The 20,587-nt window shown below is 58.9% G+C and carries 16 protein-coding genes; 14 read left to right on the plus strand and 2 right to left on the minus strand.

Features of this window, described 5'->3' with window-relative positions; all coding sequences use genetic code 11:
• Positions 1-176 precede the first annotated feature (176 nt).
• Positions 177-3,020, plus strand: a complete 2,844-nt coding sequence (locus tag ASF29_RS04745) for a valine--tRNA ligase (RefSeq protein WP_062449092.1) — start codon at positions 177-179, stop codon at positions 3,018-3,020.
• 198 nt (positions 3,021-3,218) lie between these two features.
• Here the strand turns inward: ASF29_RS04745 and xth are convergent, their stop codons facing one another.
• Positions 3,219-4,016, minus strand: coding sequence for an exodeoxyribonuclease III (xth, locus tag ASF29_RS04750; protein ID WP_062449094.1), 798 nt, complete (start codon positions 4,014-4,016; stop codon positions 3,219-3,221).
• A gap of 95 nt (positions 4,017-4,111) precedes the next feature.
• Positions 4,112-4,441 (minus strand): iron-sulfur cluster insertion protein ErpA, encoded by a 330-nt coding sequence (gene erpA / locus ASF29_RS04755; protein ID WP_062449096.1) that lies wholly within the window; start codon positions 4,439-4,441, stop codon positions 4,112-4,114.
• Positions 4,442-4,617: 176 nt separating this feature from the next.
• Between erpA and ASF29_RS04760 the strand changes: the two genes are divergently transcribed.
• The 13 genes from ASF29_RS04760 to ASF29_RS04820 all read left to right on the plus strand — a co-directional run bounded on the left by ASF29_RS04760 (position 4,618) and on the right by ASF29_RS04820 (position 20,522).
• On the plus strand, positions 4,618-5,835 hold the full coding sequence (locus ASF29_RS04760; protein ID WP_062449369.1) for a deoxyguanosinetriphosphate triphosphohydrolase: 1,218 nt from the start codon (positions 4,618-4,620) through the stop codon (positions 5,833-5,835).
• 73 nt (positions 5,836-5,908) lie between these two features.
• Entirely contained in the window at positions 5,909-7,666 is a 1,758-nt protein-coding gene (gene argS, locus ASF29_RS04765) for an arginine--tRNA ligase (protein ID WP_062449370.1), read from the plus strand.
• Between the two features lie 66 nt (positions 7,667-7,732).
• Positions 7,733-10,681, plus strand: a complete 2,949-nt coding sequence (locus tag ASF29_RS04770; RefSeq protein WP_062449098.1) for an SPOR domain-containing protein — start codon at positions 7,733-7,735, stop codon at positions 10,679-10,681.
• A 243-nt stretch (positions 10,682-10,924) separates the two neighbouring features.
• Positions 10,925-11,941, plus strand: a complete 1,017-nt coding sequence (gene nagZ / locus ASF29_RS04775) for a beta-N-acetylhexosaminidase (protein ID WP_062449100.1) — start codon at positions 10,925-10,927, stop codon at positions 11,939-11,941.
• 49 nt (positions 11,942-11,990) lie between these two features.
• On the plus strand, positions 11,991-12,821 hold the full coding sequence (locus ASF29_RS04780) for a ScpA family protein (protein WP_062449102.1): 831 nt from the start codon (positions 11,991-11,993) through the stop codon (positions 12,819-12,821).
• The gene (scpB, locus tag ASF29_RS04785) at positions 12,811-13,542 is read left to right on the plus strand and encodes an SMC-Scp complex subunit ScpB (protein ID WP_062449105.1); all 732 of its coding nucleotides are present in this window, start codon (positions 12,811-12,813) and stop codon (positions 13,540-13,542) included. The genes ASF29_RS04780 and scpB overlap by 11 nt, the downstream gene beginning before the upstream one ends.
• Positions 13,543-13,700: 158 nt before the next feature.
• Positions 13,701-13,919 (plus strand): twin-arginine translocase TatA/TatE family subunit, encoded by a 219-nt coding sequence (locus ASF29_RS04790; RefSeq protein WP_062449107.1) that lies wholly within the window; start codon positions 13,701-13,703, stop codon positions 13,917-13,919.
• Between the two features lie 61 nt (positions 13,920-13,980).
• Positions 13,981-14,856, plus strand: a complete 876-nt coding sequence (tatB, locus tag ASF29_RS04795) for a Sec-independent protein translocase protein TatB (protein WP_062449372.1) — start codon at positions 13,981-13,983, stop codon at positions 14,854-14,856.
• Positions 14,853-15,665: a twin-arginine translocase subunit TatC gene (gene tatC, locus ASF29_RS04800; RefSeq protein ID WP_062449109.1), complete on the plus strand. Its 813-nt coding sequence runs from the start codon at positions 14,853-14,855 to the stop codon at positions 15,663-15,665. The genes tatB and tatC overlap by 4 nt, the downstream gene beginning before the upstream one ends.
• Positions 15,666-15,757: 92 nt before the next feature.
• Positions 15,758-17,041 (plus strand): serine--tRNA ligase, encoded by a 1,284-nt coding sequence (serS, locus tag ASF29_RS04805; protein ID WP_062449111.1) that lies wholly within the window; start codon positions 15,758-15,760, stop codon positions 17,039-17,041.
• 158 nt (positions 17,042-17,199) lie between these two features.
• Positions 17,200-17,976: a 5'/3'-nucleotidase SurE gene (surE, locus tag ASF29_RS04810; RefSeq protein WP_062449113.1), complete on the plus strand. Its 777-nt coding sequence runs from the start codon at positions 17,200-17,202 to the stop codon at positions 17,974-17,976.
• Positions 17,973-18,626, plus strand: a complete 654-nt coding sequence (locus ASF29_RS04815) for a protein-L-isoaspartate(D-aspartate) O-methyltransferase (RefSeq protein WP_062449115.1) — start codon at positions 17,973-17,975, stop codon at positions 18,624-18,626. The genes surE and ASF29_RS04815 overlap by 4 nt, the downstream gene beginning before the upstream one ends.
• Positions 18,627-18,968: 342 nt before the next feature.
• Positions 18,969-20,522, plus strand: coding sequence for a peptidoglycan DD-metalloendopeptidase family protein (locus ASF29_RS04820; protein WP_062449116.1), 1,554 nt, complete (start codon positions 18,969-18,971; stop codon positions 20,520-20,522).
• Positions 20,523-20,587 lie beyond the last annotated feature (65 nt).

Genomic DNA, 20,587 nt, shown 5'->3' on the forward strand with positions numbered 1-20,587 from the left:
ATGCTGTTGACTCTCGACACCCCATCCTTATTTAAAAAATAATACATACGGCGCACTGCGGTTTGTCAGATCCGCGATGTGCTGTAGTTTCTTTCATATTGTCGCATGTTATTCCCGCTCAATCTCTCCATGGTTTTGCGCAGCATGCTCAGGAACTCTAAAATTCAGGTCCGTAAATGCTCGAAAAGACCTACGATTCCGCATCCGTAGAACCGAAAATCGCCAAGGCTTGGGACGATGCCAATGCCTTCCGCGCTGGCGCGAACGCAAAGCCGGGCGCTCAGGCCTTCACTATCGTCATTCCGCCACCGAATGTGACCGGCTCGCTGCACATGGGTCACGCGCTCAACAACACGCTTCAGGACATCATGGTCCGATTCGAGCGTATGCGCGGCAAGGACGTGTTGTGGCAGCCGGGCATGGACCATGCGGGCATTGCGACGCAGATGGTGGTCGAGCGCAAGCTGATGGAAAGCCAGCTTCCGGGGCGCCGCGATATGGGCCGCGAAGCCTTCATCGACAAGGTCTGGGAATGGAAAGCCGAATCGGGCGGGTTGATCTTCAACCAGCTGAAGCGTCTTGGTGCATCGTGCGACTGGTCGCGCGAGCGCTTTACCATGGATGAGGGGCTTTCCGAGGCGGTTCTTGAGGTCTTCGTCACCCTGTACAAGCAGGGGCTGATCTACAAGGACAAGCGCCTGGTCAACTGGGACCCGAAACTGCTGACGGCGATTTCCGATCTGGAAGTCGAGCCGCAGGAGATCAAGGGCAATCTGTGGCACTTCCGCTATCCGCTGGAAAAGGGCGTTACCTACGAATTCCCCGTTGCCTGGGACGATCGCGGACAGCCCACCGAATACGAAACGCGCGACTACATCGTGGTTGCGACCACGCGTCCGGAAACCATGCTGGGTGACACCGGTATCGCCGTCAACCCGGACGACGAGCGATACAAGGGCATCATCGGCAAGCATGCGATCCTTCCCATCGTAGGCCGCAAGATCAAGATCGTCGCCGACAGCTATGCCGATCCGGCCGCTGGAACCGGTGCCGTCAAGATCACGCCTGCGCATGATTTCAACGACTTCGAGGTCGGCAAGCGCACAGGTTTGCGTGCCATCAACATCATGAATGTCGATGGCACGATCACCATCAAGGAGAACGAAGACTTTCTCGAAGGTCTGGATCATCCCGCCGCGCTGCACGGCGCATGGGACCGGCTTGAGGGGCAGGATCGCTTTACCGCGCGCAAGATCATCGTCGAGATTTTCGAAGAGGCTGGCCTGCTCGACAAGATCGAGCCGCACAAGCACATGGTGCCACATGGCGACCGTGGCGGTGTACCGATCGAGCCGCGCCTGACCGAACAATGGTATGTCGATGCCAAGACGCTGGCCAAGCCGGCGATCGAGAGCGTGCGCGAAGGCCGCACCAACTTCGTCCCGAAGAACTGGGACAAGACCTATTACGAATGGATGGAAAACATCCAGCCCTGGTGCGTTTCTCGCCAGCTGTGGTGGGGCCACCAGATTCCGGCATGGTATGGTCCAGACGGCCAGGTCTTCGTCGAAAAGACGGAAGAGGACGCCTTGCAGGCGGCCATTCAGCACTATCTGGCCCATGAAGGTCCTTGGAAGGGCTGGGTCGAGGAGAAGCTTGAGAACTTCAAGCCAGGCGAAATCCTGATCCGCGACGAAGACGTTCTCGATACGTGGTTCTCGTCGGCGCTGTGGCCGTTTTCGACGCTGGGCTGGCCTGAAAAGACGCCGGAACTGGCGCGTTATTACCCGACCAATGTGCTGGTCACCGGTTTCGACATCATCTTCTTTTGGGTCGCCCGCATGATGATGATGGGCCTTCATTTCATGAAGGACGATGCGGGCAACGCCGTTGAACCGTTCAACACCGTTTATGTTCATGCGCTGGTTCGCGACAAGAACGGCCAGAAGATGTCGAAGTCCAAGGGCAACGTCATCGATCCTCTGGAGCTGATCGACGAGTATGGTGCGGATGCGCTGCGCTTCACGCTGGCCGTGATGGCGGCGCAGGGGCGTGACGTAAAGCTGGACCCCGCCCGCATCGCCGGTTACCGCAACTTCGGCACCAAACTCTGGAATGCGACACGCTTTGCCGAGATGAACGGCGTGAAGCGCGACCCGCATTTTATTCCCGAAGCGACCACGCAGACGATCAACCGCTGGATCCTCACCGAACTTGCCAATACGGCAGAGGAAGTTACGGGTGCGATTGAGAACTACCGTTTCAACGAAGCGGCAAGTGCGCTGTACCGCTTCGTCTGGAACCAGGTCTGCGACTGGTATCTCGAATTGCTCAAGCCGGTCTTCAGCGGTGACGATGAAGATGCCAAGCGTGAAGCCCAGGCCTGCGCGGCCTATGTTCTGGAAGAAATCTACAAGCTGTTGCATCCCTTCATGCCGTTCATGACGGAGGAGCTCTGGGCGCATTCGGCAGGCGAGGGCGAAAGCCGCGCCGACCTTTTGTGCCACACCGACTGGCCAACGCCCGCATTCCGGGATGAGGCTGCGGCTGCGGAAATCAACTGGCTCGTCGATCTCGTTTCCGGTATTCGCTCGACCCGTTCCGAAATGAACGTTCCGCCGGGCGCGACTGCGCCGCTCGTCGTCGTCGCTGCAAACCCGACCACGGAAATGCGTCTCGACCGTCACTCGGCTGCCATTCGCCGTCTGGCGCGCGCAGATGAAATTCTGGCGGCCGACGTTGCGCCGAAGGGCTCTGCCCAATTGGTGCTGGGTGAGGCGACAGTGTGCATTCCGCTTGGAAATCTCATCGATGTCGCTGCCGAGAAATCCCGTCTCGAAAAGGCCATTGGTAAGGCGGAAGCGGAACTGGAACGGATCGACAAGAAGCTGTCGAACGAAAAGTTCGTGGCCAATGCAGACCCGGAAGTCGTTGCGGCAGACCGCGAACGCAAGACGGAACTCGACCTTCAGGTCAAGAGCCTGCGCATTGCGCTTCAGCGGGTCAAGGAAGCCGGTTGATCGGGAAAGCCTTGGCTGCTCATTCTGGGCAGCCAGACAGCAACAACGCTGGCACCGCCAGCGGCGTGCGTTTCTTCATATGCCCGGGCTTGTCCCGGGCATTTTTACGAACAGATCATTTGGATTTTTACGCCGGTCAGACCGTTTTCATCTCACGGGAAAACGCTGTGCCGCTGAAGGATTGTTGCAAGCCGGCAATCACGCAGCGGGTTGATAGTCGAAATAGCCGCAGACTGGGACGTGGTCGGATGGCTTTTCCCAGGCGCGGACGTGTTTTTCGACCGACACGGATTGAAGACGATCTGCGGCTTCGCAGGACAGCATGAGGTGGTCGATGCGGATGCCGTTGTTCTTCGGCCATGCGCCGGCCTGATAATCCCAGAACGTGTAGAGGTTTGCGGCATCCGTGGTGGCGCGGGTGGCATCGGTCAGGCCCAGGTTTTCCAATGCGCGAAAAGCCGTGCGGGTCTGGGGCAGAAATAGCGCATCACCTTCCCAGGCGCGTGGGTCGTAGCAATCGAACGGCTCCGGGATGACATTGTAGTCGCCTGCAAGAATCAGCGGCTCCTCCAGAAGCAGACGAGCCTGCGCAAAGCGGCGCAGACGTTCCATCCATGCCAGCTTGTAAGGATATTTGACCGGATCGTCCGGCGGGTTGCCGTTGGGCAGGTAAAGCGAACACACCCGGATTACGCCACCTTCGACGGAAAAGACACCTTCGATGAAGCGGGCCTGTTCGTCTGCATCGTCACCCGGCAGGCCACGATTGACCTCATCTGGCTTTATCTTGGACAGCAGCGCCACACCGTTGAAACCCTTCTGACCGTGGGTCTCGACATTATATCCGAGCGCCTCGATCTCCAGACGCGGGAAATTTTCATCGATGGATTTGATTTCCTGGAGGCAAACGATATCGGGGTTCGAGTCCTTCAGCCATTGGCAGAGGTTTTCGATGCGGGCCTTGACGCCGTTGATGTTCCAGGTGGCAATCTTCATCGGACATTCCATGTTTTGATGGAAACCGTTTTAAACCAAGCGCTGGCGAATGCCACCCGTTTTCAATCTATCAACAGGCGTAATGGAGCGTGCCGTCAGATCGAGAAGCTGGTACCGCAGCCGCAGCTTGCGACGGCATTCGGGTTCTTGATCTGGAAGGACTGGCCGAGCAGATTGTCAACGAAGTCGATTTCCGAGCCTTCCATGTAGACCACGGACATGCTGTCGATCAGGACCTTGGCGTTGTCTCTGCTGATGACGAGATCGTCGTCGGTCGGCGCGCCATCGAGGTCGAATTTGTAGGAAAAGCCGGAGCAGCCGCCGCCTTCGACGGACACGCGCAGGGCCTCCTTGCCGGCTTCGGCAGAGACGATCTGGGCGATTCGTTTTGCAGCGGATTCGGAAAGTGTAATGGCTGTTGTCATGTCGTTTCTCCAACCGGGGTCAAGAACCGGAGAGCAATGATTGTGTAAAGTCGATTATAAACCAGTCAAATTGACGGTCTATAGCCTTGTTGCCGAGCAAGGGCGCTTTGCGGCAACCTTCGGGATAGGTATGAAGGGTAATGGAAAAGGTCAATGGCCATCAAGCGGGATATGGAATGATAATCGATCAGCGTGCACTGGGTTTCGGAAGCGGAGAAAGGGCGGTCTATGCCACCGATCCATGGACGACACGCGGGCGGCTGTTTCCAGAAGCCTCCAGCCTCACGCGCTCCGATTTCCAGCGCGACCGCGACCGCATCGTTCATACAACTGCTTTTCGCCGCCTCAAACACAAGACGCAGGTCTTCATCAGCCCGGATGGCGACCACTACCGCACCCGGCTGACGCATACGGTGGAAGTGGCACAGATCGCTCGGGCCTTAGCGCGCGCGCTGAAGCTGGATGAGGATCTGGCGGAAGGGGTGGCGCTTGTGCACGATTTCGGACACACGCCCTTTGGTCATACGGGAGAGGATGCGCTGGATGCGGTGCTGAAGCCCTATGGCGGCTTCGACCACAATGCACAGTCGCTGCGCATCGTCACGAAGCTGGAGCGTCGCTACGCGGAATATGACGGCATCAATCTGACATGGGAGACGCTGGAAGGGCTTGTGAAGCATAATGGTCCGCTGGTCGGCGAAAATGCCAAAGGCAGCCACGGCCCCGTTGCGCTCCCGATCCTCGAATATTGCCAATTGCAGGATCTGGAGATCGGCACCTTCGCCAGCCTGGAGGCGCAGGTCGCAGCGATCGCAGACGATATCGCCTATAACACGCACGATATCGATGATGGCCTGCGTGCGGGCTATCTGACATTCGACATGCTGGAGGAGGTGCCATTCCTGAGCGGCCTGATGGCGGAAGTGCGTGGTAAGTATCCCAACTTGGAAGACGACCGCTTCGCCCACGAAATCATGCGCCGCCAGATCACGCGGATGGTGGAGGACGTCATCGGCGTGGCCCAGCAGAATCTGGCGCGGTTGAAACCGCAATCGGCTGCCGACATACGCCATGCCGATTTCACGGTGGCGACATTCTCTGAGCAGATGGCCGAAACCGACCGTCAGATCAAGAAGCTGCTGTTTGCGCATATCTACCGCCACGCCGATATCATGCGCATTCGAGCCGGTGCCACGCAGATCGTGACGGACCTGTTCAGACGCTACATGGAAACGCCAGCCGAAATGCAGAGCCACTACTGGGTGGATAGCATTCCGGGCATGAGCGAGCCTGCAAAGGCCCGGCATGTCGGGGATTATCTGGCCGGTATGACCGACAGTTATGCACTGAAAGCCCACCAGCGGCTGTTTGACCACACACCCGATTTACGATAGGCAGCGGCAACCGCGGACCCGATTTCCGGATTGCCGGGACTAAAGTGAAAGCCTTTCGCGCAGGTATATGATGATGAACCTTTTTGCCGATTTCGACGCCAGAATCAAAAACTCGCTTGAGACGATCGACCTCGTCAAAGCCCATCGCGATACTGTCGATTTCGGCCGCATTACCGTTGAATCGCCGCGTGATCCCAGCCATGGCGATGTTGCGACCAATGCCGCCATGGTGCTGTCAAAGCCGCTGAGTACCAACCCGCGGGCTCTGGCTGAGCTCATCGTTCCCGTTCTGGAGCGGGACGAGGATGTGGACAGCGTCAATGTGGCTGGTCCGGGCTTCATCAATATCCGCGTGTCGGTCGCTTACTGGCAGCGCTTGCTTGCTGGCATGATCGAAGCCAGTGCCGATTATGGCCGCTCGACCGTGGGTGCAGGCAAAACGATCAACGTCGAATACGTCTCTGCCAATCCGACAGGCCCCATGCATGTCGGCCATTGCCGTGGCGCGGTGGTGGGCGATACGCTGGCCAATGTGCTGGCCTTTGCCGGCTACGGCGTGACAAAGGAATATTACATCAACGATGCGGGTTCGCAGATCGATGTGCTGGCACGTTCCGTGTTCCTGCGTTACCGCGAAGCTCTGGGAGAGGACGTGGGCGCGATCCCGCCCGGTCTTTACCCGGGTGACTATCTGGTGCCGCTCGGCAAGACGCTGGCGGATGAATTTGGCATAAAGCTGCGGGCCATGCCGGAAGACCAGTGGCTGCCCATCGTCAAGGACAGAGCCATCGACGCGATGATGGTGATGATCCGAGAGGATCTCGCGGCGCTCAACGTCAAGCATGACGTGTTCTATTCCGAGCGCACGCTGCATGCGGGCAATGGCGGCCCGATCCAGTCCGCTATCAACGACCTGACGTTCAAAGGGCATGTCTACAAGGGCACTTTGCCGCCGCCTAAGGGCGAGTTGCCCGACGACTGGGAAGACCGCGAACAGACGCTGTTTCGCTCCACGGAAGTGGGCGACGACATGGATCGCGCGCTGATCAAGTCGGATGGTTCCTATACCTATTTTGCCGCCGACGTTGCTTACTTCAAGGACAAGTACGATCGTGGCTTCGGCGAGATGATCTACGTTCTGGGCGCTGACCATGGCGGCTACGTGAAGCGTCTCGAAGCGGTTGCAAGGGCTGTTTCGGAAGGCAATTCGAAGCTGACGGTTCTTCTGTGCCAGCTGGTCAAGCTTTTCCGTGGTGGCGAGCCGGTGAAAATGTCGAAACGCTCCGGCGATTTCGTGACACTGCGCGACGTTGTGGATGAGGTCGGACGTGATCCGGTGCGATTCATGATGCTCTACCGGAAGAATTCCGAGCCGCTGGACTTCGATTTTGCCAAAGTAACGGAGCAGTCAAAGGATAATCCGGTATTTTATGTGCAGTACGCCCATGCGCGTTGCAAGTCGGTTTTCCGGCAGGCAAACGAGGCTTTTCCTGACCTGGACGTGTCTGCGGCCAAGATGGAAGCTGGCGCATCTTTGATCAGTGATGTCAATGAGTTGCAGTTGATTGCTAAACTGGCTGAGTACCCTCGTCTGATCGAATCGGCGGCCCTCAACCATGAGCCGCATCGACTGGCATTTTACCTGTATGATTTGGCCAGTTCCTTCCATGGTCATTGGAATAAAGGTAAAGATCAGCCAGAATTACGTTTTGTTAACGATAAAAACCGAGAATTAAGCGTTGCCAGATTAGGGCTGGTGAATGCTGTCGCAAATGTACTGAAGTCTGGTTTGACGCTTTTAGGAGCGGACGCACCTGACGAAATGCGATAACATCTCACCATTATTTGCTCACAATACGCTGGCAAGAGCTGTGATGCGTAGATGGTGGAACACGTAATGGTCGAAAAAAATGTCGCGTATAACCGGGATAACCGGGCAGAAGAATTCGCTGACAACGATCCTTTGGCGCAATTGGCACGCCTTGTCGGTCAAGAGGATCGTCCTTCCCATGTCGCTTCCCCGGCTGCGCAGCATCCGGTTGAGCGTCGGGAGCCCGAATTCAATCTCGAGGATGAATTGCTTCGCGAATTCGCGATCTATGATTCGCCCCGTCACGAACCCATTGCGCTGGACGCGGCAAACGATGTGCGTTCGCCCGTTCCCGCTGGCGAATTCATGCAGCGCGTCGAATCGGTCTTTGCCCGCAGGGAGCCGGAGCTTGTCCCGGTAGAGCAGTACGCACCCGCCGAGGCCGAAGAGTATCTGGTCGCCGAGCACGCCGTGCAGTCTTCCGATCTGCGCGACGATTTCAGCGATGACCCGGAATCGGTAGCGGCGCTTTTCGATGTCGCGCAACGCGACGTTGTCCAGCATGCGGTCGAAACGGCACCCGTCGAGGCTGCGCCCGCTTATGTCGAGCCTGTCTCCTATGTCGAGCCAGTCGCCCCGACAGAAGCGCCGGTTCAGCCGGCTTACAGTGCCCCCATGCAGGAAGCGTCTGCGCCAGCGCCGCAATATCTCGATCCATCTGCATCGCACCAGCCAGACTGGGAGCTCATGGCCGAAACCTCGGGTGAGGCGTCCATTGACCTGGCCAGCGAGCTAGAAATGTCCGTTGCAGAAGATGTGCCTGCACCGGTTCAGGCTTCGCCTGCCATTGCGCGCCGCTCTTCGCTCGATTACTCCAGCCTTCGTCTGCCGCTCGCCAACTTCGGGGCGCCACGTGCGACACCCGTCGCACCAAAGACAGAGGAGGCGGCTCCAGTCGCCGCACAGTTCGTTCAGCCCATGCAGGCGCCCGTCGACCATGTCGAGCCTGCGGTTCCAGCCGGACAGAAGCTGTCTGCGATGGACGAGCTGATCTATGATGTTTCCCGCTACGAAATCAGCAGCAAGGACGTTCGTCCGGCAGAACCCGTTGCACGGGCAGAGCCAGTTGTGGCACCGCAACCGCCTGTCGCGGCGACGCCTCAGCCTCAGCCTGTCGTTGCCGTCAAACGCGAAGAGCCTGTGCCAGCACCTGTCGTTGCGGCACCCGCAGCGCAAGCACCTGTTGCAGCCAAGTCCGAACCTGATTTCGGCGATTTCGACGCATTTAAGGACGATGATTTCGAACTGGCACTGGATGATATCGATTTCGACATCGATCTTTCGGAGATTGCCAATATCGACGTGGCAGTCGCACCCGTTGCCGCTCAGCCAGCGCCGGTCGCGGCTCCCGTTGCGCCGAAGCCTGTCGCTGCTGCGCCTGCACCGACGCCGGTTGCACCTCGTCCCCAGCCAGTTGCCTCTGCACCTGTCGCCGCGCCGCCGGTTGCCCGTCAGGAGCCAGCGCGTCCTGTCACTCCGGTCGTAACCGCTCCGCCTGCGACACTGGAAAGCCTGCCGTTCGATCCATCGCAGATCGGCGAAACCGAAGATCTGCCGGAAACCATCACCGAGATGGAAGTGCCGGAACTGCCGGTTGGCGTTTTCGAACCGAAGCCTGCGCCGCGTCGTCAGGAAGAGGATCTCGATCTCGACACCGAACTGGCATCGCTGTTTGCGCCTGCCGTGACCGGTGGTCTGGATCGCAACAAGAATGCAGCAGCATCGCGCCAGCCTCAGCCGAGCCCGGAAGAGGTTGACGAATTCGAACGTGCTCTGGAGCAGGATTTCCGCCGCAGCATGCAGGAAGCGGCAGAAACCCGCGCTTCCGGCGAACGCGTTGAGCCGACCAATATTTCACAGCCCGTGCGTTACAGCGATGACGAGCGTCAGGGTGGACGTCGCTGGCTGGTTCCGGTCGCTGCCGCGCTCGGTCTCGTTCTCGTCGGTGGCGGCACCTACGCCCTTGTGTTCGGTGGTGGTTCGGGCCAGGGCTCGAACGGCGCGCCGGTCATCATCTCCGCCGATAGTGAACCAACAAAGGTCGTTCCGGAAAATCCAGGCGGTCGTGTCGTGCCGAACCAGGACAAGGCGGTCTATGACCGCGTTGCCGGTGCAGCACCTGCAGACCCCAAGCAGCCTTCGCTGATCTCCACCAACGAGCAGCCGGTCGATGTGGTTCAGCGCACGCTGATCCCCGAGCAGCTACCGCTGGAAGGCGAGAATGAAGATATGGACGCGCTGACTTCGACACCAGTCGGAGAAACGGAAGACCCGCGTTTGCTGTCTCCTGAGGAAAAGGCGCAGGCGGCTGAAAATCAGGCTGGTTCGCCGGTCAATGTTTCACCGCGCAAGGTCCGCACCATGATCGTCAAGCCTGACGGTACGCTGGTGGCGCAGGAACTTCCTGCTCCTTCTGCATCTGCACCGCAGGCCGACAAGGTTGAGGAACTGGCTGCACCAGCAGCAAATACCCCGGCAGAAGGTGCACCGGCTGTTATCTCTGCATCGCGTGTTCCTGTCGCACCTGAACAGCCTGCGCAGCCTCAGCCACAGGCCGCAGCGCCCAAGCCTGCCCAGACCGCCGCACCGCTTCCGGCATCGCGTCCTTCGGCGCAGCCTTCCAATGTCGTCGCGACCGTGACCAACCAAGGCAACGTTCGTCCAGCACCGCCTTCGCAGCCTGCGCAGGAGACGGCTGCTGCTCCGACACCGGCCACGAATGCCTCTTCCACAGGCGGATACTATGTGCAGGTGGCATCGCTGCCGAGCCAGGCCGAAGCGCAGAAGTCTTACCAGAGCCTGTCGGCCAAGTTCGGCTCGGTCATCGGTGGTCGCGGCGTAGACATCAAGGCAGCGGAAATTGCTGGCAAGGGCACCTTCTACCGCGTCCGCATTCCAGCAGGCGACAAGAACGAAGCCGCAGCGCTGTGCGAACGCCTTCGCTCTGCCGGTGGTAGCTGCCTGATCGCACGTTGATTTTAGTCTGAAAAGAATTGAAGCCGGGATGGTTCTGCTGTCCCGGCTTTATTTTTGATTGGTAGTTCCGAAAATTCGACGTCATCCTCGGGCTTGTCCCGAGGATCTGCCCACGTTTAATGTTGGGGTTCGTTGATCCTCGGGACAAGCCCGAGGATGACGTTGAGTGAACAGCTATCTTCGAGCAAACACGAGTATATCCCCAGGGTTTCACGCCCCAAAGTTCCCAAGCAGGACATTTCCATGACCGACACGAAAGCTATGATCCTTGGCTGTAGCGGCCTCACCCTGACCGACGATGAAATCGCGCTGTACAAAGCCGAGCGCCCGTGGGGCTTTATCCTGTTCGGGCGCAACATCGGTGATGCCGCACAGATCACGGACCTCGTGGCTTCCATGCGGGATGCCGTTGGTCGGCCCGATGCGCCTGTGTTGATCGATCAGGAAGGTGGTCGCGTGCAGCGCATTCGGCCTCCCTTGCTGCAATCCTATCCCAATGCCCAGGCGCTAGGTGAGATCTATCTGCGTGATCCGGCTCAAGGTCTGCGCGCCGCATGGCTGATGTCGCGTCTGCATGCTTTCGACCTGATGAAGCTTGGGATCACCGTGGATTGCCTGCCGGTTCTGGACGTGCCGGTGGAGGGCGCGAGCAACGTCATCGGCAACCGTGCCTATGGTTTCGATCCGGCGCTGGTGGCTGCCATGGGGCAGGCGGCGGCGGACGGGTTGAAGGCCGGTGGCATGCTGCCTGTCATGAAGCACATTCCCGGCCATGGTCGAGGTCTGGTCGATTCGCACCACGAATTGCCGGTTGTCGATGTTCCCCTGGATGAGCTTGATGCCCATGACTTCATACCGTTCCGCGCGCTGAACAAGGAACTGATGGCGATGAGCGCGCATCTGGTCTTTACCGCGATTGATGCGCAGCGCCCGGCCACGACGTCCCCTGTCGTCATTGATGAAATCATTCGCAAGCGGATCGGTTTCGATGGTCTGCTGATCTCCGACGATAGCTCCATGAATGCTCTGAAAGGCACACTCGGCGAACGCGCTGCCAATATTGTTGCGGGTGGTTGCGATATAGTCTTGCATTGCAACGGCGTGATGGATGAAATGCTGCAGGTCGTGAAGGAAGTGCCCGTGCTTTCCGGCAAGGCTCTGGAGCGTGTTCAGGCTGTCGAGGCTGGTTTCCCGGCGGCTGACGGTGCAGACGAAATAGCTCTCAGAGACGAATTCAACGCCATGCTGCCGGTTGCCTGATCCGCAATGCAGCCGGGCGTCTTAAATGTTGGGCCCGGTGGACGAATGAATGGCGGCAGATAAATCGCGCGGCAGCGCGCCGATGGAAAAGCTCTGGGAAGATATCAAGCCAGAGCGGGCCACCGGCGAAGCGGCATTGATGATCGATGTGGCGGGCTTTGAAGGCCCGCTCGATCTGCTGCTGCATCTTGCCCGTACGCAAAAGGTCGATCTCTCACGTATCTCCGTGCTGGCGCTGGCCGAGCAGTATCTCGTATTCGTGGAGCAGGCACGGCGCGTACGCATCGAACTGGCTGCCGATTATCTGGTCATGGCGGCGTGGCTGGCCTTCCTCAAATCCAAGCTGCTCATTCCACAGCAAAGCAAGGATGACGGCCCGAGCGGCGAGGAGATGGCTGCGACGCTGGCCTTCCGGCTGAAACGTCTGGAAGCCATGCGCGAGGCGGCCGAACGGCTGGTCAACCGTGAACAGCTGGGCCGTGATGTCTTTGCCCGTGGTGCGCCGGAGCATATTCCCCACAAGAGCCGCTCGTCCTTCGAGGCAAGCCTTTACGATCTGCTGAGCGCCTATGCCAATCTGCGCCAGCGCCAGGCTATCACCCAGGTGACCATTGAAAAACGGGATGTCTGGTCATTGGTCGATGCGCGCGAATTGCTGACATCGATGCTGGGCGAAATTGGCGAGTGGACGGAGCTGGATCGCTATTTGTTGCAATATGTTGCCGACCCTGCCATGCGCGCAACCGCGATGGCGAGCGCCTTTGCCGCCTCGCTGGAACTGGTGCGGGAGGGATCGCTGGAGATTCGCCAGGACGGCGCATTCCAGCCGATTTTCATGCGCAAGGGGTCTGGCCGTGAAAGGACACGTGATGTCGAGTGAACTGGATGCGGATGATGATGCCGTTGCGACGGATGGGATGGGATTTGAACCCACGGTCACCGAGCGGCAGCTAAAAGACGCCGAGCGCATTGCCGAGGCTCTGGTTTTTGCCTCTGCGCAGCCCGTGTCCGAAGCCTTCATCGCCGAGCGTGTGGCGAAGGGCGTTGATATTGCTGCTGTGATGGCGAAGCTGAAAGGCATCTACGCCGAACGCGGGGTCAATCTCATTCAGGTCGGCGGAAATTGGGCTTTTCGCACGGCGGGCGACTTATCCTTCGTCATCCGCATGGATGAGAAGGAGCCGAAGAAGCTTTCGAGGGCTGCTCTGGAAGTGCTGGCCATCATCGCCTATCACCAGCCGGTGACGCGTGCGGAAATCGAGGAAATCCGCGGCGTGCAGACGTCGCGCGGCACGCTGGACGTGCTGATGGAAGCGGGCTGGGTGCGGTTTCGTGGACGGCGCAGAACCCCGGGGCGGCCGGTCACCATGGGAACCACGGTGGATTTTCTCGATCATTTCGGGCTGGAAGAACTGCGCGATCTGCCGGGGCTGGATGAGTTGAAGGGGGCAGGGCTGCTGTCTGGTCGCATACCGTCCAACTTCGGTATTCCCCTGCCATCCATGAGCGATGAGCTTACCGAAGACGAGGATCCGATCACGCAACTCGACCTTGAAGAGCTCGGACTTTTGGCCCCAAGCGGCGACGAGCCGCAGGACTGAGACGGCTTGGTGGCGTGCTTAATCACAAAGAGTTGCCCACATCAGTCAATTCAGGGATTTATACTGAAGTATCGTTTGTTGAATAGCCATTTTGGTGTTTGAAAAAGCGCCGCAAACGTCTTACATCGGATCAAAGCAAAATTCAGGGAGTTTGCGTTATGGGTTCTTTTAGTGTGTGGCATTGGCTGATCGTTCTGGTCATCGTGCTGGTCCTTTTCGGTCGCGGCAAGATTCCGGAATTGATGGGCGATGTTGCCAAGGGTATCAAGAGCTTCAAGAAGGGCATGGCTGACGAAGACAACACGCCACCGCCAACCGACCCCAACACCAACGTCAATTCCAGAACGGTCGACCATAAGGCTGACGAGATCAAGTAATCGATCGAGCGGCGCGCCCGACTGAACAGGGCGCGCGGCTGAGCATGTCAGGAGCTTTATGATGTTTGATATCGGCTGGAGCGAGCTGCTGGTGATTGCGGTCGTCTTGATCGTCGTCGTTGGCCCGAAGGACTTGCCGCCCATGATCCGCGCCTTCGGCAAAACCATGGCCGGTCTGCGCAAGATGGCGGGCGACTTCCGCACGCAATTCGACGAGGCCTTGAAAGAGGCCGACATGGACGACGTGCGCCAGACGATTTCCGACGTGCGCAATCTCAACCCGACGAATTCGTTGCGGGATGCCATGAACCCGCTTCGCCAGCTGGGAAATGACATCCGCTCCGATCTTCAGGGCGCGACGACGCCTCCGGCCACGAGCGCACCTGCTGGTGCTCCCGCGGTCGGTCTGTCTGAGCCAGACATGAAGCTGCCTGACGGTACTCCAGCAATTGCCACCGAAGCTGCATCTGTGGCCGCTGGCGTTGCCACGGCTCCGGCAACTGCAGCTCCAACCACGGTCCCTGCATCGGTCGCACCAGCCGCCGTTGCAACAGCAGCGGTTGCGCCTTCGACCGTTTCAGCCGAAAAGCCAAAGGCTGCGCGCAAGCGTGCGCCTGCCAAGTCCGCTCAGGAAGTCGAAGCCGAAACGGTGGCTATCAAGCCGAAGCGTGCGGCCAAGACCGTTTCCGCCAAGACGGAAGCGGCAAAGGCTGCAAGCGTCAAACCCGTTGCGCCCAAAAGCAGCAAGCCCGCAGCTTTGACCGAGGTCGCCGCAAAGGCTTCCAGGGCAAAAGCCGCGAAAGCAACTGTCGAAGCCGGCAAGCCGATGGTCGAGAAGGCCAAGGCAATGGTGAAGAAGACCGACGCCGAAACGGCAGCGAATGCGGCGCCGGCAAAAACTGTAAAGACGGCGAAGGCCAAAAAGGGTGAAGCATGAGTGCGGAAACCGATGATAAGCCGCAGCCGCTTATCGAACACCTCATGGAGTTGCGCACCCGGCTGATCTGGTCGCTGGGCGCTTTCTTCGTCGCCTTCATCGGCTGCTTTGCCGTTGCCAAGCATCTCTTCAACCTGCTGGTCATTCCCTATAAATGGGCGGTGATCTGGGCGGGGCTGGATGTTGCCAAGTCGTCGCTGATCTACACCGCGCCGCAGGAGTTCTTTTTCACGCAGATCAAGGTCGCCATGTTCGGCGCGCTGGTGATTTCCTTTCCGGTGATTGCCTCGCAGCTCTATAAATTCGTGGCCCCCGGGCTTTACAAGAACGAGCGTGCAGCATTCCTCCCGTTCCTGATCGCGTCTCCGCTGCTGTTCCTCCTCGGCGGTGCGCTCGTCTACTTCTTCTTCACGCCCATGGTCATGTGGTTCTTCTTGGCCATGCAGCAATTGCCGGAGAATGGTGAAGTCGCGATTTCGCTGATGCCGAAGGTGTCGGAGTATCTCAGCCTCATCATGACGCTGGTGCTGTCCTTCGGTCTGGTGTTTCAGTTGCCTGTCGTCACCACGCTCCTGGCGCGGGTGGGTCTGCTGACGAGCCAGTGGCTGAAGGACAAGCGCAAGTTTGCCATCGTCGCCGCATTCGTCGTGGCTGCGGTGCTGACGCCGCCGGATCCGATGTCCCAGATCGGTCTTGCGTTGCCCGCAATCATTCTCTACGAGATTTCCATACATTTGGCTCGACTCGTGGAAAAGAAGCGCGCTGAGGAGAATGCAGGCCGTGAGCTTGGAAATTCCACTGACGACTGACAGTTTCCGCCAGTAAGTTCTTTAGACGCCGGGCCATTCGTCCCGGCGTTTTGTTTTTCAAAACACGATGCAAATTACGGTCTGGAACCACGATGCACGACATTAAATGGATACGCGAAAACCCTGAAGCTTTCGATGCGGGCCTTGCTCGCCGCAATGCCGAGCCGCAATCCGCCGCGCTAATCGCGCTCGATGAGAAGCGCCGCTCCGTGATCCAGACCCTTCAGGACATGCAATCCCGCCGCAACTTGGCCTCCAAGGAAATCGGTGCGGCCATGGCGCAGAAGAATGCGGAGCTTGCCGAAAAGCTGAAGGCCGAAGTCGCCGACATCAAGGACAGCATGCCGCGCCTCGAGGAAGAGGACCGGCAGGTTTCGGCCGAGTTGACCGATGCCCTATCGCGCATTCCCAACCTGCCGTTCGATGATGTGCCCAATGGCAAGGACGAGCACGACAATGTCGTTGCCCGCGTCGTCGGCCAAAAGCCCGGCTGGAACCACGCTGCGAAGGAGCACTACGAAATCGGTGAAGCGCTCGGCTACATGGATTTCGACCGTGCCGCCAAGCTGTCCGGTTCGCGCTTCACGGTGCTGACCAGCCAGATCGCACGTCTGGAACGGGCGCTCGGCCAGTTCATGATCGACCTGCACACCTCGGAGCATGGCTATACGGAAGTGTCGTCGCCGCTGATGGTGCGTGACGAAGCGATGTATGGCACCGGCCAGCTTCCTAAGTTTGCCGAAGACCTGTTCAAGACGACCGATGGTCGCTGGCTGATCCCGACTGCCGAGGTCACGCTGACCAACCTCGTTGCTGGTGAAATTCTGGAGCAGGAAAAGCTGCCGCTGCGCTTCACCGCGCTGACGCCGTCCTTCCGCTCGGAAGCCGGTTCTGCCGGTCGCGATACGCGTGGTATGCTGCGTCAGCACCAGTTCTGGAAGTGTGAACTGGTATCGATCACCGATGCCGAAAGCGCAATCGAAGAGCATGAGCGTATGACGGCCTGCGCCGAAGAGGTGCTCAAGCGCCTCGGCCTGCATTTCCGCACAATGACGCTGTGCACCGGCGACATGGGCTTTGGCGCACGCAAGACCTATGACCTCGAAGTCTGGCTTCCGGGTCAGGACACTTACCGTGAAATCTCGTCCTGCTCGGTCTGTGGTGATTTCCAGGGTCGGCGCATGGATGCGCGCTACCGCGCCAAGGGCGAGAAGTCGACAAAGTTCGTCCACACGCTCAACGGTTCCGGTACGGCTGTCGGGCGCTGCCTGATCGCTGTTTTGGAGAACTATTTGAACGAGGATGGTTCTGTGACGATACCGGACGTGCTGCTGCCTTACATGGGTGGCCTGACGCGGATCGAGAAGGCGGCTTGAAGCCTCACTTTTCGTCATTCCGGCCTTGAGCCGGAATCCAGCGACCTTGCGTCTGCAAGGCAAGAAAAGTCTCTTCAGCCCAAGGACTTGGGCTGACTGGAGCCCGGATCAAGTCCGGGGTGACGGCAGCGGAGGAGAAGCGTTTTGGGGAGAACACCATGCGGATATTGCTGACCAATGACGATGGCATTCACGCCGAAGGGCTGGCGGTGCTGGAGCGTATCGCCCGCACCATTTCCGATGATGTCTGGATCGTAGCACCTGAGACAGACCAGAGCGGCCTGGCCCACTCCCTGACGCTGTCCGAGCCGCTGCGTCTGCGCAAGATTTCCGACAAGCATTATGCGCTGCGCGGCACGCCGACCGATTGTGTCATCATGGGTGTGCGGGAAGTGCTGCCGGGAAAGCCTGATCTCATCCTGTCTGGCGTCAATGCCGGTGCCAACATGGCCGATGACGTGACCTATTCCGGCACCATTGCCGGTGCCATCGAAGGCACGTTGCAGGGTGTGCGCTCCTTTGCGCTCAGCCAGGCCTTTGCCTATACCGGCCACGCCGAACGCGTCGTGCCGTGGGAAGTGGCAGAGACCCACGCGCCGGATCTCATCCGCAAACTGATCGATGTCGATCTTCCGAGCGAAACCTTTCTCAATCTCAATTTCCCCAATTGCGCGCCTGCCGATGTGAAGGGCGTGAGCGTCACCGAACAGGGCAAGCTGGATTTCGGCCTGACTGTCGATCAGCGTCAGGATGGCCGTGGTCTTCCCTATTATTGGCTGCGCTTCGGGGAGCGACTGGGCAACTTCCGCGAAGGCACCGATATCCATGCCGTAAAGGATGGCCAGATTTCCGTGACGCCGCTCAAGCTTGACCTGACGGACTATACCGTGAAGGATCGCGTGGCAGCAGCGCTTGGGCTTGGAGTGAAAGATTGAAATCAGCAATGGTCGAGAGGGAAGGGTTTGCAGCCCTGGTGCTTCGGTTGAGAGCCGAAGGTATCTCCGATATCGATCTGCTGACGGCGGTGGAGCAGACGCCGCGCTCGCAATTCGTGCCTGCACAGTTTGCGGCGGAAGCCTATTCCAGCCGCACCATTCCCATTGATTGCGGTGCCTTCATGGAAAGCGCCGATATAGCCGTGAAGGCGGTTCACCGTCTTCAGGTCAAGCCGGGTCAGCGCGTGCTGGAAATCGGCACCGGCAGTGGTTTCATGACGGCTGTGCTGGGAAAACGCGCTGAGCGCGTCGTCTCGATAGAGCGTTATAAAACGCTGGTGCAGATGGCGCAAAACCGCATGGACGATCTCGGCATCCGCAATGTGGTGATTCGCCAGGCGGATGGGACCAACGGTCTGGTGGGCGAGGGTACCTTCGACCGAATCATCTCTACGGCAGCATTTACAGCCATGCCGCGCTTTTTTACCGAACAGATCGTTTCAGGCGGCATGATGATTGCCCCCATTATCATGGAGGATGGGCGCTGCGTCATGACCCGTTTTTCCAAGACCGGCAGCCGCTTTGAGCGTGAAGAGATGTTCGAAACGCCCTATCTCCCTATCGAAACCCACATTGCGCGCTATCTGTAGCAAAATGAAATTCCGCTGCCAAAAGTGGAACGAAAGCAGATTTTTTCCAAGTCCTTGATTTGAAATTATTTTCCCGCCAATTTTCGCGAAAAACGGCGCGTTTTTGGGCGTTTCATGGTTATCGAAGTGTCAAAAAATGTTCGAAGACCTTAACGTTTTAACGGCGTGGTAACACTAACGCGCTTTAATCAACCTCATCAACGCATGGTTTTCCCGTCACGGGAGAGGGGCCTTGCAGAGTGTTGTTAGAGCCGGATCGATCCCGATGCGGCGGTTGGCGTCAGTGTAGATCGAGTCATGCGTATGAGTAATTCGCCTAAAATCGGAAAATCAATCGCAAAGATGTTCGCAGCGGCATTGCTGGCAAGCGTCGCAACGGGTTGTAGCTCGGACGCCACGCGATTTGGCGGCCTCTTCTCCAGTGGACCGGACCAGATGACGACGGCATCTATTCCAAATCGTACGGCAGGGGGCGCCTATGGGCAGGCTCCCGTCCCGCAGGGTGATGTCAATAATGGTCAGTATGGATCGGCGTCGCCGCAGGGTGGCTACGCGAACCAGAACTTGGCCATGAACCAGCCTTACCCGGCAAACAATGGTGGTTACGGTTCGGTCCAGCCTTCGTCGGCGCGGGCGGCGTCGTCTTCCGCATCGGTTCAGCGTTCGGAGCTGTCCGCTCCCACGCAAACCGCCAGCCGCGAACCTTCGACCCGGCGGGAAGCCATGTCGCAGCCGTTCCCTTCGGCAACGGCAAACGCTGCTCCTTCCATGGCCTCCAGCCGCCCGGCACCCACGGGAGACAATCTGTCGACCGGTTCCATCAAGGCTGACGGCAATGGCTGGCATACGGACGGCGCATCTTCCGTCACGTTGAAGTCAGGCGAAACGATCGCAACCCTGTCGAAGCGCTACGGTGTGCCGGAAAAGGCGCTGCTTCAGGCAAATGGTCTCTCCAGTGCCTCGGCAGCACGCCCCGGTCAGTCGGTCATCATTCCGAAGTTCGGTCAGTCTCGCAATGCAGCCCGCGCTGCATCGGGAAATATCGATCTCAGCAAGAACAACAACGGTCCAGCGCCAACGCGTGGTCCTGAGCAGAACGTAGCCGTCCTGCCATCGCAGAACGCCGCCCGTGACAAGGCGACGGCCGAAGGCGGAAAGCTGACGCCTCCCGGCGGCAAGCCTCTTCCACCAACCGGTGGCTATAAGGTTCAGGCTGGCGACAGTCTTGCCAAGATCGCCCGCGCAAACGGCGTTTCGGTTGCTGATCTGAAGTCTGCAAACGGTATTTCCGACGGCAGCATCCGGGTTGGTCAGACGCTGAAGATTCCTGCTGCGGCGACAGATGGCATCAAGACCGCCTCGGTTCAGCACCAGCCAGCGGTGCAGCCTGCAGCGGCCAAGGCTGCGGAAGCACCTGCCGTCGCCAAGGCGGATGTTCCGAAGTCGCCCGCGGCAGAAGCCAGCGTCAGCGATGTCGAGAAGAAGTCGGACGTCGCCTCGATTGCACCTGAGTCCACAGGCATCGGCAAATATCGCTGGCCGGTTCGTGGTGCGGTGACGTCGGGCTTCGGTGAGAATGTCGATGGCAGCCGCAACGACGGTATCAACATCTCCGTTCCAGAGGGCACGCCGATCAAGGCCGCCGAAAACGGCGTGGTGATCTACTCCGGCAACGGCCTGAAGCAGCTGGGTAACACCGTTCTCATCCGTCACGACGACGGCCGCGTCACGGTCTACGGTAACGCCGCCAGCCTTGATGTTCAGCGCGGCCAGAAGGTCCAGCGCGGCCAGACGATCGCATCATCGGGCATGACCGGCAGTGCAAAGCGTCCGCAGGTTCACTTCGAAGTCCGCAAGGATGCCACACCTGTGAACCCATCCTCTTTCCTTGAATAGGTATTGCGTCTCAAGGGTCGAAAAAGCCGGGCCAACGCCCGGCTTTTTTACGTTTTGAATGATCT

The sequence above is a fragment of the Rhizobium sp. Leaf262 genome (assembly GCF_001422245.1).
Taxonomy (GTDB): domain Bacteria; phylum Pseudomonadota; class Alphaproteobacteria; order Rhizobiales; family Rhizobiaceae; genus Agrobacterium.